Source organism: Mesorhizobium sp. M6A.T.Cr.TU.017.01.1.1 (assembly GCF_004023115.1).
Taxonomy (GTDB): domain Bacteria; phylum Pseudomonadota; class Alphaproteobacteria; order Rhizobiales; family Rhizobiaceae; genus Mesorhizobium; species Mesorhizobium mediterraneum.
Window position 1 is genome coordinate 89,466 of record NZ_RZTA01000004.1, and the last position, 14,501, is coordinate 103,966.

The 14,501-nt window shown below is 62.9% G+C and carries 12 protein-coding genes; 3 read left to right on the plus strand and 9 right to left on the minus strand.

Features of this window, described 5'->3' with window-relative positions; translation table 11 throughout:
* The first annotated feature begins 12 nt into the window (after positions 1 to 12).
* A complete protein-coding gene (locus tag EOB36_RS02415; protein WP_128284209.1) occupies positions 13 to 726 on the plus strand; it encodes a transcriptional regulator NanR in 714 nt (237 codons plus the stop codon).
* On the opposite strand, the gene EOB36_RS02420 is transcribed toward EOB36_RS02415, so the two are convergent.
* The 9 genes from EOB36_RS02420 to mtnK form a co-directional block, all read right to left on the minus strand.
* Positions 727 to 2,565 (minus strand): hypothetical protein, encoded by a 1,839-nt coding sequence (locus EOB36_RS02420; RefSeq protein ID WP_128284210.1) that lies wholly within the window; start codon positions 2,563 to 2,565, stop codon positions 727 to 729.
* Entirely contained in the window at positions 2,562 to 3,596 is a 1,035-nt protein-coding gene (locus tag EOB36_RS02425) for a Gfo/Idh/MocA family oxidoreductase (RefSeq protein ID WP_128284211.1), read from the minus strand. The genes EOB36_RS02420 and EOB36_RS02425 overlap by 4 nt, the downstream gene beginning before the upstream one ends.
* A 2-nt stretch (positions 3,597 to 3,598) precedes the next feature.
* Entirely contained in the window at positions 3,599 to 4,663 is a 1,065-nt protein-coding gene (locus EOB36_RS02430) for an ABC transporter permease (RefSeq protein WP_128284212.1), read from the minus strand.
* A complete protein-coding gene (locus tag EOB36_RS02435) occupies positions 4,656 to 6,212 on the minus strand; it encodes a sugar ABC transporter ATP-binding protein (RefSeq protein ID WP_128284213.1) in 1,557 nt (518 codons plus the stop codon). The genes EOB36_RS02430 and EOB36_RS02435 overlap by 8 nt, the downstream gene beginning before the upstream one ends.
* Positions 6,209 to 6,868 carry a DUF2291 family protein gene (locus tag EOB36_RS02440; RefSeq protein ID WP_095483863.1) on the minus strand — a complete coding sequence of 220 codons (660 nt, stop codon included), beginning with the start codon at positions 6,866 to 6,868 and terminating at the stop codon, positions 6,209 to 6,211. The genes EOB36_RS02435 and EOB36_RS02440 overlap by 4 nt, the downstream gene beginning before the upstream one ends.
* Before the next feature lie 76 nt (positions 6,869 to 6,944).
* A complete protein-coding gene (locus tag EOB36_RS02445; RefSeq protein ID WP_095483864.1) occupies positions 6,945 to 7,886 on the minus strand; it encodes a D-ribose ABC transporter substrate-binding protein in 942 nt (313 codons plus the stop codon).
* Between the two features lie 300 nt (positions 7,887 to 8,186).
* Positions 8,187 to 9,014 (minus strand): phosphogluconate dehydrogenase C-terminal domain-containing protein, encoded by an 828-nt coding sequence (locus EOB36_RS02450; RefSeq protein WP_127289631.1) that lies wholly within the window; start codon positions 9,012 to 9,014, stop codon positions 8,187 to 8,189.
* A gap of 350 nt (positions 9,015 to 9,364) precedes the next feature.
* Entirely contained in the window at positions 9,365 to 10,456 is a 1,092-nt protein-coding gene (gene mtnA / locus EOB36_RS02455) for an S-methyl-5-thioribose-1-phosphate isomerase (protein WP_128284214.1), read from the minus strand.
* Entirely contained in the window at positions 10,453 to 11,724 is a 1,272-nt protein-coding gene (mtnK, locus tag EOB36_RS02460) for an S-methyl-5-thioribose kinase (RefSeq protein WP_128284215.1), read from the minus strand. The genes mtnA and mtnK overlap by 4 nt, the downstream gene beginning before the upstream one ends.
* Before the next feature lie 138 nt (positions 11,725 to 11,862).
* Here mtnK and EOB36_RS02465 point away from each other — a divergent pair, with 138 nt between their 5' ends.
* Both EOB36_RS02465 and EOB36_RS02470 read left to right on the plus strand, forming a co-directional pair.
* A complete protein-coding gene (locus tag EOB36_RS02465; RefSeq protein WP_127289637.1) occupies positions 11,863 to 13,389 on the plus strand; it encodes a sugar ABC transporter ATP-binding protein in 1,527 nt (508 codons plus the stop codon).
* A gap of 36 nt (positions 13,390 to 13,425) precedes the next feature.
* Positions 13,426 to 14,445, plus strand: a complete 1,020-nt coding sequence (locus tag EOB36_RS02470; protein WP_245461494.1) for an ABC transporter permease — start codon at positions 13,426 to 13,428, stop codon at positions 14,443 to 14,445.
* Positions 14,446 to 14,501 lie beyond the last annotated feature (56 nt).

Here is a 14,501-nt window from a genome sequence, read left to right on the forward strand (position 1 = left end):
TGATTCGCGACGATGAACCGTTCGGAGCCGATCGTCCGGCGCAAGCTTTCCGACGAAGTATTTTTGAGACTGAAGCGCTTGATCACCAGCGGCGAATTGCAGCCGGGCGATGACATGCCGTCGGAGCGCGAGCTGATGGAGCGCTTCGAGGTCGGCAGGCCGGCGATCCGCGAAGCGATGCAGGCGTTGAGCAATATGGGTCTCGTGGCGATCTCGCATGGCGAGCGGGCGAAAGTGCTTCAGCTGACCGCCAAGTCGATCATCAAACAGGTCGACGGCGCGGCCAAGATCATCCTGTCGTCGTCGAAGGACACGCTGGAGCACCTCAAGAACGCGCGCATCTTCTTCGAGCGCGGCATGGTCAGGGAAGCCGCAGAAAAAGCCACTGCCGAGGACGTTCCGCGGTTGCGGGCAACCGTTGCCGAACAGCGGAGCTTTCGCGGCGATTCCGAGGCCTTCATATCGGCCGACATGAAGTTTCATACCCAGATCGCGGCAATATCCGGCAACCCGATCTATGTTGCGGTCAGCGAAGCGATGCTGGGCTGGCTGAAGGAATATCATACCGAAATGCTGATCTGGACCGGCAAGGAAAAGTTCACGCTGACCGAGCATGAAGAAATCATCGGCCGCATCGAGCAGAAGGATGCGGACGGCGCCGAGAAGGCGATGATCAAGCACCTCGAACGCTCGCGCGCGCTCTATGTGATGAATTCCGGCAACTGATCACCCGATCCGGGTGATCGCGTAGGGCGTCATCACTAGGTGGCGTCGTTCGAACCCGGAAATATCAACCGATACTTCGCGCGCCGTCAGGTTCGCTAGCCATATGACGGTCTTGCCCGAGGCAGAACGGCCGGCCAGCGTGAGCACCCGCGTCTCATCGCTCGTCCTCGCCGCCACGTGTCTGAAGCCGGCCAGTTCACACAGCCCCTTGATCGCCCCGAAGATCGGCCGGGGTTTGCCTTCTGCAACGGGTTCGCCAGGCGCGGCCAGAACGCCGAACGGTCCAGTGAAGGCGGACAGCGTGAGCTGTTCCAGTCCAGCAGGCGCCACGCGCGCAGCATAGCCGATCGTCCATGCCGCCGCGAACTGGCCTGCGTGGCGTGGATCGCGGTCGGCCATGGCAATGCGCTGGCCACCAGGGTTGTCCTTGGTCGCGCCGCCATAGGGATTTTGACGCATGGCGATGGTCGACGGACCGATCCGGTACGGCTTTGCACCGAAGATCGCCCGCACCGATGCGGTGATGAAAGGCAGCGCTTCCAGCGATTGCATGACGCTGAGATCGTCGGCGGCATGCACGATCGGGCAGGTGCAGTGGGTGACGAAATCGAGCAAGTCGGCGGGAACGCGCTTGCGGTTGAGTTCGGTGAAATAACTGAACATGCCGCCGCCGAGGCGGATATCGGGAAAGGCGCGGCGCGCCGCGGCATAGACATCTTCGAGCGGCGGGCATTCAGGCCATGCGCTGCCCGGTGGCGTCGACTGCCGGTCGACCGAAGGCGAGACGGCAATGGCCGAGAGCTTCAGCCCGGCCTGGCGCACCATGTCGGCGACGCCTGAAAGCTCGGCGTCGAGATCGCCGACGCATGACACGACGCATTCGAGCGTCGTCTTGGCCGGATAGGCTGCGGCGAGCTTGGCGTAGTACTGCAAAACGTCGAGGCCGTGGCCGCGCGTCGGATCATAATGGAACATCAACTGTTGCGGGCCAAGCGCCGACAGTATCGGCAGGTTTGCAAGCGCCGTCTCGACCTCGTCCGGGTAGATGATCACGCCGATATCCGGCAGCGCCGGTCCGGCTTCGCCGAGCTCGACGCGGATTGGTTCGGCGGTTGCGGCGGCAGCCGGCACTTTCCCGTCGCCGGACACACGCAGGCTGACCGTCTGGCGCAGCATCTCGCCGGCAGGCAGTATGTAGGGCCATGGCAGCGCGAGCGGCCGGACATAGGTCTTGTAGGACGCATCCGACCAGTTGCGCTGGTCCTCCATCTCGAACGCGTCGCCTTCCATCCGGCATTCGGCGGTGACGCCGGGCCGGACCTCATGGGTGATCGCCCGCAAATCCTTGAAAGGCTGCCAAGGGTCGATCAGGTCAGGAAGTTTCGTTGCGACGACGCTGCCGTCAGTGTGCTCGACCGTGACCGGGCTGCCGGCCAGGCCGGCGATCGGATGCAGGATGCAGAAGCCACAGCGATTGGTCTCGAAATCGTTTTCGGGAAGCGCGCTCACGTCGAAAACCAACTGGCCGTCGGCGGAAGCCTCGATCGTCGCGCGAAAGTCGAGCCGGCTCCCCTTTGGTCCGACGCAACTTGCCGAATAGCTGACAGTGAAAGTATCGGAGCCCTGGTCGATGACTAAATCCGTGAGCGCCGGCTCGTAGGTGCCCCAGTCGCGATCCCTGACGATATAGGCGATAGCGCGCAGCACTTCGATGCCGCCATGGCGGATGGTGCGTAGATTGCCGTTGACGAAGTCGGCGGTGAGCGCGCCGGCGCGCAGCCTGACAGGGTCGGCCTCGACCGCGCGTGTGCCGTAGAGGAGGAAGGCGTCGGCGGTCATCTCAGCAAAGCGTCGAGCTGCACCGGTTCACGGCTCGCAGCACCCGTATAGGCAGCCTCGACCAGTGCCAAAGTCCTAAGATTGTCCGCACCCGAGGTTGCCGGCTCGGTTCCCTTCGCCAGACAATCGACCCAGTGCTTTTGAATGGCGACGACGCTTTCCTGGATGTTGTGCCACGGCCGCGATGCCCAGGGCAGCAGCGGCGGCGAGACGTCGCTGACCGCCGTTCCGTTCCTGCCGGTGACGGTGAGGCGGTAACCCTGCTCGAGCCGGATCGTGCCGTCGCTGCCGTCGATCTCGACCAGCGTCTGCGGAAACGGCTCGGTCGCGAGCTTGGTCGCATAGCTGCAATCGACCACAGACGTTGCGCCGCTCTTGTGGTCCATCAGCATGGTAGCGACGTCCTCGCCGGCGATCTCAGGATTAATGCGAGCGGTGCGTGTCGTGATCGTCGAAACGTCGCCCAGCAGAAAGCGGGCAATGTCGAGACTGTGGATGCCGAGGTCCTCGATGATGAAGCGCTTTCCCGTTGCCAGATATGGCTGGCCGGAAAACACGTCATAGGCCGAGCGGAACGAGATCCGTCCGAAGAAGGGTGTGCCGATTTCACCGCTGTCTAACGCAGCACGCACCGCCTGGATCGGTGATTGCCAGCGAAAATTTTCATGCACCATCAGCGGCACGCCTGCGTCAATGCAGGCCTTCACCATGGCCTTGGCGTCGGCAAGCGTCGGCGCGAACGGTTTTTGGCAGATTGCCGGAACGCGGTGCCGCGCAGCCATCTCGACAAGCGGACGGTGGCTCGGCGCGGTGGTGGCAATATCGACGAAATCGAGGCTTTCGCCGGCAAAAAGTGCCGCCGCGTCGGTGTAGCGCCGCGTGATGCCGAATTGGTCGCCGACGACCTTGAGCCGTTCCGGATCTCGGTCGCAAATGGCGATGATCGACGCACCGGCGATGTCGCGCCAGGCGTGCATCTGGTTGACGGCGAAGAAGCCGCAGCCGATCAGGGCTCCCCGCAGCTCCGCCATGCTCAGCCCGCCTTTGCCATCTGCATCAGTGTAACGCGCTGTTGCAGCCGGCGCTGCGCCTGGTCGACGACGACGGCGACGATGATGACGAGGCCCTTGATGACCATCTGCCAGAACGAGCTTACGCCCATCATGACCAGTCCGTCGGAGAGGATGCCGATGACGAAGGCGCCGACGATGGTGCCGCCGATCGTGCCGCGGCCACCCGACATCGAGGTGCCGCCGAGCACCGCCGCTGCGATGGCGTTGAGCTCGAAACTTTCGCCGGTCGCCGGGTGCGAGGCCATCAGTTCGGACGAGATGATCAGGCCGACGATCGCCGCGCAGAAACCGGAGAACATGTAGACGAACATCTTCACCATATTGACCCGGACGCCCGAAATCCGTGCCGCCCGCTCGTTGCCGCCGACGGCAAAGATGTGGCGGCCGAGCGGGGTGTATTTGGCGAGATAGGCCGCCCCAAGTGCTACGACGACAAGAATCCATATCGAGACCGGCAGGCCGAGCAGCCGGCCGGCGCCGAGGAAGCCGAAGCCCGTCGTGCCCAGATCGGGCTTGCCGACGAGGTTCGGGAAAGTGCGGCCGTCGGACGACAGCAGCGCCAGGCCGCGCGCGACATAGAGCACGCCGAGCGTGGCGATGAACGGCGCGACGTTCAGCCTGGTGATCAGCAATCCATTGACGGCGCCGATCAATATGCCGACCGCCAGCGTGATCAGCGCGATCTCGAAGACGTTGAAATAGATCGTGTAGCCGACCTGCAGGTCGATGCCGTTGAGCACGAGATAGCCGGCGACCATGCCGCAAAGACCGACGATCGAGCCGACCGACAGGTCGATGCCTCCGGTGATGATGACGAAGGTCATGCCCATGGCCAGGAACGCGTTCAGCGCCACGTGCTTCGACATCAGGATCAGATTGGCCCCCGACAGGAAATTGGGTGCTGCGATCGAGAAGAAGATCAGGACGGCGATCAATGCGATGAACGTCCTCGCCTTCATCAGCGTCAGCAGGACGGAGCCGTTCGAGGCGGAGGCAACAGCCGCCTTGGCCGGGATGTCAGTCATGGGCGGGGCTCTCCGTGTGCGGGACCGGTCCGTGGCCAAGCGCCGATGCGGCGACGAGTGCCGCCTCCGTCGCCTCGGCGCGATCGAACATGCCGGTCAGTTTTCCATTGCTCATCACCGCGATCCGGTCGGACAGCGCCATCACCTCGTCGAGATCGGAGGTGGCGAACAGTATGCCCAGTCCGTCGCGGGACAGTTTGCGCATGGTGCGAAAGACGTCGGCCTTGGCGCCAACGTCGATGCCGCGGCTCGGCTCGTCCATCAGCAGCACCTTCGGTCCGGTGAGCAGCGCCTTGCCGATCACCACCTTCTGCTGATTGCCGCCCGACAGCGACGAGACCTCTTGCGCCGGATTGGCGACCTTGATCGCCAGCTCCCGCACCATCTGCGTCACCGCCTGGTTTTCCTTGGCGCCGCTGATATGGAACAGGCGCACAAACCGCGACAGGCTGGCCAGCGTCAGGTTGCTGGCGACGGAGAGTATCGACACCAGCCCTTCGCGCTGGCGGTCCTCGGGGATCAGCGCCAGTCCGCGCCGGATGCGACGCGTCGTATCACGTTCTTTCACTTTCTTGCCGGCAATGAAGATCGCCCCGGTGGCATGGCCGTGGCGACCCATGATGCAGTCGAACAGCTCGCTGCGTCCGGCACCCATCAGCCCATAGATGCCGAGGATCTCGCCGGCACGCAGCGACAGCGAGACATGATCGACGGCAAGCCCGCCGGTCACGCGCGGCAGGCAGATGTCCTCGGCGCGGAATATCTCTTCGCCCGGAACATGGCCGTCGGCCTTGGCGAAGTCCTTGGCGTCCGAGCCGATCATCTGCCGCACGATCCATCGCGTGTCGACGTTTTTCATCTTCTCCTGGCCGGTGATGCGCCCGTCACGCAGCACGGTGATGTAGTCGCCGATGCGGATCAGTTCCTCGAGCCGATGCGAGATGTAGACGATTGCAACGCCGCGCGCCTTTAGATCGGCAATCACCTTGAACAGGATCTCGACTTCCGCCGCACTCAGTGCCGAGGTCGGTTCGTCCATGATCAGGATGCGCGCATCAAGCGAAACCGCCTTGGCGATCTCGACCAGCTGCTGCTGGCCGATGCGCAGGTCCTCGACCAGCATGTCGGGCCGGATGCCGGCTTCCAGGCGCTCGAGGAATTCCGCCGCGCGGCGCTCCTGTTCTCTGCTGTCGATCTTGCGGAACCGGTTGGTGATCTCGCGGGTGGCGAAAATGTTTTCGGCGACCGTCAGGTTGCCGAACAGGTTAAGCTCCTGGAACACCATGCCGATGCCGCGGTTCACCGCGTCGCCGGATGACGAGAAGAAAACCTCCTCGCCCTCCAGGAGTATGCGGCCGAGCGTCGGCTGTTCGACGCCGGCGATGATCTTCATCAGCGTCGATTTGCCGGCGCCGTTCTCGCCGACCAGCACGTTGACCGCGCCCTTGCGCACCTCGAAATTCGCGCGCTTGACCGCGACGGTGCCCGAATAGACCTTCGAGACGTCTTCCAGCTTCAGGATGACATCATGATCGATGGCGGCATTCATGGCTTCGGCCCGATCTCTGCCTCCGCCGGCGTCACCAGCGGCAGGTCCTGGCCGCTGCCCATGACATAGGCGCCGACAATCCTAACGCTCCGGCCTTCCAGCGCTTCGCGCGGCAGCTTGGAAAGCACTGTCTTGTCGGCATGGATGTTAAACGCCTTGCCGAACTGGGCGAAGTCGATCTGGTTGGTGAAATCGTTGAACTGGATGAAATCGAGACTGTCGCGCAGCGCGGTGCCACGCATCGCGGGTCCGATCTGCACCCGTGCATCGGCCTTGCCGTCGCCGTCGGCATCAACGTCCATGGTCGCCGCGCGCGATTGCGTGTTTGCGGCGACCACCTTGCCTTCAAGACGAACCGCGAAGGTCCACGGCGAATTCGCCTGCTTCTTTGGATTGCCGTATTTGGCGCCGGCAGCCGCTGGATCGGCTTTCGCCAGGGCGTGAACCTCGGGAAACGATCCGGCCTTCTGCTGGAGATAGGGCACGACCTTGGCAGCCCAGATATCACCGACCATCTTGTCCGCATTGAAGGCTGGCGCATTGCCGCCGTTTTCCCCGGACGGTGTCGGCAAGATCTTGCAGGCGGTCAGGCTGATGCCGACCATCGCGACAAGGATCGGCGCGGCGAGGATCGAACATGTCGGCTTGTTCGGCATGGCGGTCAGGGCACCCAGGAAATGGAAGCAAGGGACGAGCCGGAAGCTCGTCCCTTGCGATTGATGTTACGCCGGCTCAGTTGGTGAGCGCAAAAGTTTCCAGCTTGGCGGCATTGTCGCCGTTGATCAGGACGCAGTCCATCAACTGCTTTTCCTCGGCCGGAGACTTCTTGTTCTTGATGAAGTCGTTGGCCTGCTCGACTGCCATCTGCGCCTGCGCATAGGCCGGCTGCAGGACGGTGGCCTTGATGCCGCCTGAGGCGATCGAGTCGCGCACGTCGTTCGACCCGTCGAAGCCGACGACGATGACGTCTTTGCGTCCGGCGGCGGCAAGCGCGGCATAGGCGCCCATCGCCATCGTGTCGTTGCCGGAGATCACGCCCTTGATGTCAGGATTGGCCTGGAGGATCGATTCCATTTTGGAATAGGCCTCGGTCTGGCTCCAGTTGGCCGACTGCTGCGCCACCATCTTCAGGTCCGGATAGTCGTCGATGACGTCGTGATAACCCTTGGAGCGGATGCCGGCATTGGTGTCGGATTCCTTGCCGACCAGCTCGACGAAATTGCCCTTCTCGCCCATCAGCTTGACGAACTCCTGCGCGCCGAGCTGGGCGCCCTGGTAGTTGTTCGAGACGATCTGCGCGACGGCGACGCCGGTGGCGTTGATCTCGCGGTCGATCAGGAAGGACGGAACGCCGGCGTCCTTGGCTTTCTGCACGGCGGCGACGGTGGCGTCGGCGCCGGCATTGTCGAGGATGATCGCCTTGGCGCCGCGGCCGATCGCCGTGTCGATCAGCTCGGACTGCTTGTTGGCGTCGTCGTCATGGACGAGCACCAGCGCTTCGTAACCGAGTTCCTTGGCCTTGGCTTCAGCGCCGACGGCTTCGGCCTTGAAGAACGGATTGTCGTGCGAAGGCGTGATGATGGCAATGAGATCCGCCGCATAAGCAGGTGCGGCCGTGCCGAGCGCCAGCATGCCGGCAAAAGCCGCAAGCGTCATTCTGCGAGTGAGTTTCATGATTTCCTCCCGTTTTGAAAACTATGCCTTGATCAACCCAAGGCTGCTGTCTGCATGCAATTCATTTAGATGGCTCGGGCGCGGATAGACTGGGTTCAAAGCCGTTTGCCGGTTCATCTCAACGGAACGTCGCTCCCCAGCCATCCTCCACCCCAGGCCCGAATTTGCTTCGAAGCCTGATGGTCCTAGCCACCGTACAGCTAAGCCAACTGGTATAATGAGTCAATCACTAATTCAGATGACATGTGTCGGCACGCCCGCGACTTTCCTTCTCCCCTCGGGGAGAAGGAAAAGGTCATCTCAGGTAATCCGCTGAATGCTTGCCGCAATCTCTTCCGGCTCGAAGACCCGCTTCCAGTCGTCGCGCATCAAGACCGGCTTGCCGAACTCGATGGCCTTGTTGCAGGCGTCGGAGAACACGCCCTTGGTTTCACCGAAGATGACGGCGCCGAGCACGTTCATGTGGCCAAGCAGGAAGTCGAGCGCCGCCTGCTGGTCAACCCCGCGCGCGACGACCTCGTCGACCGCTTCCTTCATGACGACGAGCAGCGAGGCGCAGACAGTCTCCGAAAGGCCCGGCTCGAGCAGCGCCATCTGGTCGACCGTGACGCGATGCGACCGCATGACCGGAGCCCATATGATCTTGGCGATCGCTTCGCCCTTGGCGAAATCTTCCTCCGGCCCCTGCATCAGTGCGCTGACCATATGCTGCTTAGCCTTGACGCCGCCGAAATAGTCCTTCTTGGCCGCCATATCGGTCTCGTCGTTGAAGATCGGCGGATGGCAGGGATGGGTGACGAAATAGGTCAGGTCCGGCCGCTTCGGCAAATGGCCGGCGAAAGGTGCTGCGGCGTCGAGCACGACCACCATCGTGCCGGCAGCAAGCTTGCTCTCGATGCTGGCCGCGACCTTGCCGATATGGGTGTCGGGAACCGCCAGGATCACCACCTCGGCGCCATTCAGGGCTTCATCGGCGCTGACCGCGTCGATGCCCAGCCCCGTCTTTAGTCGCTCGCAGCCGGCATCGCTGACCTCGACATGGCGTATCGTATAGGGAGAGCCGCGAAAATTGGTCGACAGGCGGTAACCCATTTTGCCGCCGGCGCCAAACAGCGCAATCGTTGTCATCTAGCCGTACTCCTGATCTCCAACGATGGCCCTGCCGATCGTCATCTTAGTAGCTGGTATAATCACCCTACCATATTTTGGCAACCGGATAGGAATCGGATGCGGCCAGTTTCGGCCGGCCCCTTCGTCAGTGCCTTTGGTTGTTATCGCATCGATGGACGATCGCCTCGCCTTAGCCGGCTGCCGGCGAGGCGAGTATCAGGATGTCAGGCAGAATCGTCCGCCGTCAAAATGCCGGCTGTCAGAAAATGAGCTAATCTGGATGCACCCAAGCAGCGCCCCTGCCACGGATATGGACAGCTGGCCTCGCTTATCCGCTGATGCCGCTTTCGAAAGTCAATGAAGCCGAATCAGCGTCCGGGGAACATCGCCTTCAAGCCTTCCCGCGACGCCTTGGCGACGCCGCGTTCCGTGATCAATCCGGTGACCAGTCGCGCCGGCGTCACGTCGAAGGCCGGGTTTGCCGCGGGCGTCGTCTCCGGCGAGATGCGGACCTGCGCAATCTCGCCACTCGCGGTCTTGCCCCAGACCAGCGAGACCTCGTCGCTGGAGCGCTGCTCGATCGGGATTTCGGCCAGCCCGTCGCCGACCGTCCAGTCGATGGTCGGCGAGGGCAGCGCGACGTAGAACGGCACGTCGTTATCCGCCGCGGCCAGCGCCTTCAAATAGGTGCCGATCTTGTTGCAGACATCGCCGTCGGCGGTGGTGCGGTCGGTGCCGACGATGACCATGTCGATCTCGCCGCGCTGCATCAGATGGCCGCCGGCATTGTCGACGATCAGCGTGTGCGGCACGCCGTGGCCGGCCATTTCCCATGCTGTCAGCTGGGCGCCCTGGTTGCGTGGGCGCGTTTCGTCGACATAGACGTGAACGGGAATGCCCGCTTCCGTTGCCAAATAAATCGGCGCCGTGGCGGTGCCGTAGTCGACGGTGGCCAGCCAGCCGGCATTGCAGTGGGTCAGGATGTTGACCGGCTCGCCCGGCTGCTTGCGCGCCGCGATTTCCTTGATTATTTCAAGCCCATTGGCGCCGATGGCGCGGTTGAGGCCGACATCCTCGTCGGCGATTTCGCCTGCGCGCTGGTAAGCAGCCTCGGCGCGTTGTCCAGATGGAAGCGGCCGCAGGAAATTGCGCATCTCGTCGAGCGCCCAGCGCAGATTGATCGCCGTCGGGCGTGTTTCGTGCAAGACCTCCCAAACGCTGTCGAGTGCGGCATCCGAAGGGTCGTCGGCCATCTGAATGGCGACGCCATAGGCAGCGGTGACGCCGATCAGCGGTGCGCCGCGCACCCACATGTCGCGGATCGCGGTGGCGATGCCGGCAACGGTGCTGACTTTCTCCACGCGGAAATCATGCGGCAGCCAGCGCTGGTCGATGATCTCCACCGAACGCCCGTCGTCGCTCAGCCAGATGGTGCGATAGTGGCGGTCGCCGACGTTCAAATCCTGTTCTCCCGTTCGATCAGCGCGGCCAATTTGTTGACCTCATCGATGCTGTGAATCTGGCGCCGGTTGACGGCGATGTGACGGCCGAACTTCAGCGCCTTCGCCTCACATGTGGCGCGCAGATCCTCGTCGGCAATGGTCTCGAAATCGGCGTTGTGCGCGAGGCCCAGAATGCGCCGGTGCACCTCGACGCCGGCAAAGCCCAGCATGTCGGTCCAGACCTGATGCAGCATGTGGTCGAGCGCCTGTTCAGCGCCGAGCCTGTCGCCCTGATCCTCGAAGAGGCTCTTCTGGTAGAGCATGCCCGTGCGCTCGGTCCGCCACAGATGCGAGAACTCGGTGCGGAACACCGACCATGTCTCGACCGTGACGTCGAGCAGATAGGCGCGCATGGTGTCGCGCATTCCATTTTGCTCGTGGCCGCGCTGCGAGAAGAACGCCATCCAGAAATTGGCAAGCAGCATGCCGACATCGAACGCGATCGGGCCGTAAAAGGCGAATTCGGGATCGATCATCCGCGTTTCGGTGTCAGTGACCATGATCGACCCGGAATGCAGGTCGCCATGCAGCAGCGTCTCTGCATTGGCCGCGAAGATGTGCTTCAGCCGCTGCGCCTCGACCTTGAGGTCGCGGTCGGCGCGCAGCTCGGCGACGATGCGGTCGAGCTGTGGGCTCGTATGCCGGTTCATCTTGGCATCGAAATAGGGGTCCGAGAAAACCAGGTTCTCGGTGATGTCGCAAAGCTCGACATTGTCGGCGAACAGCGCCAGATCGGCTTTGCGGTCCTTGGTCGCCATATGCAGGTCGGAGCCGCGAAACAGGGTGCGGGCCATGAACAGGCCGATGTCTCTGGCGATCTTCGGCAACTGCCGGCCTTCGATCAGCGCGCGCCGCAGGATGATGTGCGGCGACAGATATTCCATGATGATTAGCGCCTGGCCTTCGTCGAAGTGATGGATCGCCGGCACCGAACCGGGCGCTCTCGCCTGTTGTCGTGTCAGCGCATGATATTCGAAGAAGGAGCGCTTCAACGGCAGCGGCCAGCTGTCACCGACCAAGCGGACATAGGGCAGGGCCTGCTTGACGACGGCAGCACCCGTGGCGCCCTCGACGATAAAGACCAGGTTCAGATTGCCGTCGCCGACCTCGCGGACCTTCCAACGGGCCGTATCCTTGCCGATATGCGAACACAGGGCCTCGTTGGCGCCGAGGCGTGCCGCCAATGTCTCGACCGACAGTGCTTCGAATGGCAATTTCGCAGTCATCCTCACCCCTCCCGCTTAGGTGACTCCCATCATAGTGAAGCCATGGCGGTTGGTCCAAGCTAGGAAGCTCTCTGGCAATTGTCAATCGTGTTGACAATTGCCGGGACAGCCCCTAGCGTCACGGTCAGGGAGGAACGAATGGGCAATGATGCCGTGTTCCGCGTGGACGGCCTGAGGAAGTCCTTCGGCCATATCGAGGTGCTTGGCGGCGTCTCGCTCGATTTGCATGCCGGCGAAGTAACCGTGCTGATGGGCGCTAACGGTGCCGGAAAATCCACCCTGGTCAAGATCATCAGCGGCGTCTACGAGCGCGGCGGCGGCACGATGAGCCTCGCCGGCCAGGACTTCGCGCTGCAAGACTTCGCGCCAAAAACGCCGGCGGAGGCGATCCGCGCCGGTGTCGTCACCGTTCATCAAAACATCAATGACGGTGTCGTCGCCGATCTCGACGTCGCTACCAATTTGACGCTTGACAGGCTGAGCGGCAGCGGCGCGCCGACCCTGTTCAATCCGGGCCGGGTGCGCCGCGAGGCAAAAGCGGTCGCCGACCGCATGGGACTGACGATCGACCTGAAAGCCAGGATCAGCGATCTCTCGCTGGCCGACCGCCAGATGGTGGCGATTGCCCGCGCCATGGCGCACCAGCCGAAAGTGCTGATCCTCGACGAGCCGACCTCCTCTTTGTCCAGCGCCGAGGCCGACCGGCTTTTCGCGCTGCTCGACAGGCTTCGCGAGCACGGTGTCGCGATCCTCTACATCTCGCACCGCATGTCCGACATCAGGCGGCTTGCCGACCGGATCGTCTCGATGCGCGACGGCGTCATCTCAGGTGTTTTCGACCGCAAGCCACTCGACTATGAGGGCGCGGTCAACGCCATGCTCGGCCGCAAGATCCACCTCGACCGGATCGTCGCCAGGAACTCGGCCAAGCCTGTCCTGACGATCGACAGATTGCGCATTGTAGACGGTTCCAGGCCGATCTCGCTGACGCTCGGCGACGGTGAGGTCGTTGCCATCACCGGCCTCGTCGGCGTCGGCAAGACGGCGCTCGCTGAGACGCTGTTTGGCGTGCGCAAGCCGCTGTCCGGGACCATGGTGCTGAACGGGAAACCTTACGCACCGGGTTCGACGGGCGAGGCGATCGCCGCCGGCGTGTTTCTTGTCGCCAAGGACCGGGGCGAAAACGGCATCGTCGGCGACTTCAACATCCAGGAAAATATTAGTCTCCCGTTCCACAAGCGGATGTCGCGTCTCGGCGTACTCAAGCGCCGCATCGAGCGCGCCACCGCCCGCCAGCAAATCCAGGAGTTGGGCATCGTCTGCCGCTCGGAGAAGGACGAGATGTCCGCCCTGTCCGGCGGCAACCAGCAGAAGGTGATGGTCGCCCGCTGGATGTCGCAGGCCGCAAGACTGTTCATTCTGGACGAGCCGTTCCAGGGCGTCGACATTTCGGCCAGGCGCGATATCGCGGCCAAGCTGCGGGCGAGCGCGAACGGCCGTGCGACGCTGCTGTTCGTCACTGAACTTGACGAAGCGCTGGAGACCGCCGACCGCATCCTGGTGATGTCGGAGCAGACGATCGTCGGCGAGCACCGCAACGCCGACATCGACCTCGAGCGTCTGCTGGCCGAAGTGGCGGGCGGGCCGTCGCAGAGCGCGGCCTGAGAGCGGGCAGATGGTGAGAATTGGAATGGAGAGGGCATGAGTTCGGGTTGGATTGAGATGGCAGCCGCGCGCGACCTTGCCATCCGCTACGGGTTCATCGTTTTGCTGTTCGGGTTGATCGCCTATTTCGCGATCGCCGCCGGCGGCTTCGTCTCGCCGCAAAGTGCCGTCTTCATCTTCCAGTCGGTCGCCATCACCGGCGTGCTGGCGCTTGGCGTCACCGCCACTCTGGTCGTCGGCGGCTTCGACCTGTCGATCGGCTCGGTCGCTACCAGCGCCATGATGGCGGCAGCCTATGTCATGGTGGTGCTGGAGCAGAACGCCGTCGTCGCGGTCATCGCCTGTCTCGCGATCGGTGTCATCGTCGGCCTCATCAATGGCTGGCTGATCGTCTATATGCGCGTGCCGGACCTTCTGGCGACGCTCGGCATGATGTTCCTGCTCGTCGGCCTGCAGCGCATCCCGACCGAAGGCCGCTCGATCGCCACCGGCATGACGATGCCCGATGGCTCGGTGGCCAACGGCACGTTCAGCGCCGCTTTCCTGGCACTTGGCCGCCACCGTTTTGATTTCTTCATCCCGAACCTCATCCCGGTTTCGGTGGTGGTCCTGCTCGTGCTTGCAGTGCTGATCTGGTTCTTTCTCGAATACACCCGTTTCGGCCGCATGATGTACGCGGTCGGCAGCAACGAGCGGGCTGCCGAGCTCGCTGGCGCGCCTGTCAAGGCATACAAAATCTGGGCCTACGTTATTTCAGGAGTTTTTGCTTCGATCGGCGGCATTTTGCTCGCTGCCCGGCTTGGACGCGGTGATATTGCCTCGGGTAATAATCTCCTGCTCGACGCTGTCGCCGCGGCGCTCATCGGCTACGCGGTCCTTGGGGCCGCCAAGCCGAACGCTTTCGGCACGGCCGTCGGTGCGGTGTTTGTCGGCGTGCTGCTGCAGGGCCTGACGATGATGAACGCGCCCTACTACACGCAGGATTTCATCAAGGGCGTCGTTCTCGTGGTTGCCCTTGTCTTCACCTTCGCCCTTTCCGGCAGGGGCAAGAGGTAGGATTTCGACAGATAGGATTTCGACCGGCTGAAATTTGAGTTCAACAAGTGGAGGAA

Coding starts and splice junctions, on each gene's coding strand:
- EOB36_RS02435 (WP_128284213.1), bottom strand. CDS start 6,212: ATGAATGCCGCCATCGATCATGATGTCATCCTGAAGCTGGAAGACGTC.
- mtnK (WP_128284215.1), bottom strand. CDS start 11,724: ATGACTGCGAAATTGCCATTCGAAGCACTGTCGGTCGAGACATTGGCG.
- EOB36_RS02465 (WP_127289637.1), top strand. CDS start 11,863: ATGGGCAATGATGCCGTGTTCCGCGTGGACGGCCTGAGGAAGTCCTTC.
- EOB36_RS02440 (WP_095483863.1), bottom strand. CDS start 6,868: ATGCCGAACAAGCCGACATGTTCGATCCTCGCCGCGCCGATCCTTGTC.
- EOB36_RS02430 (WP_128284212.1), bottom strand. CDS start 4,663: ATGACTGACATCCCGGCCAAGGCGGCTGTTGCCTCCGCCTCGAACGGC.
- EOB36_RS02425 (WP_128284211.1), bottom strand. CDS start 3,596: ATGGCGGAGCTGCGGGGAGCCCTGATCGGCTGCGGCTTCTTCGCCGTC.
- EOB36_RS02420 (WP_128284210.1), bottom strand. CDS start 2,565: ATGACCGCCGACGCCTTCCTCCTCTACGGCACACGCGCGGTCGAGGCC.
- EOB36_RS02470 (WP_245461494.1), top strand. CDS start 13,426: ATGAGTTCGGGTTGGATTGAGATGGCAGCCGCGCGCGACCTTGCCATC.
- EOB36_RS02445 (WP_095483864.1), bottom strand. CDS start 7,886: ATGAAACTCACTCGCAGAATGACGCTTGCGGCTTTTGCCGGCATGCTG.
- EOB36_RS02415 (WP_128284209.1), top strand. CDS start 13: ATGAACCGTTCGGAGCCGATCGTCCGGCGCAAGCTTTCCGACGAAGTA.
- EOB36_RS02450 (WP_127289631.1), bottom strand. CDS start 9,014: ATGACAACGATTGCGCTGTTTGGCGCCGGCGGCAAAATGGGTTACCGC.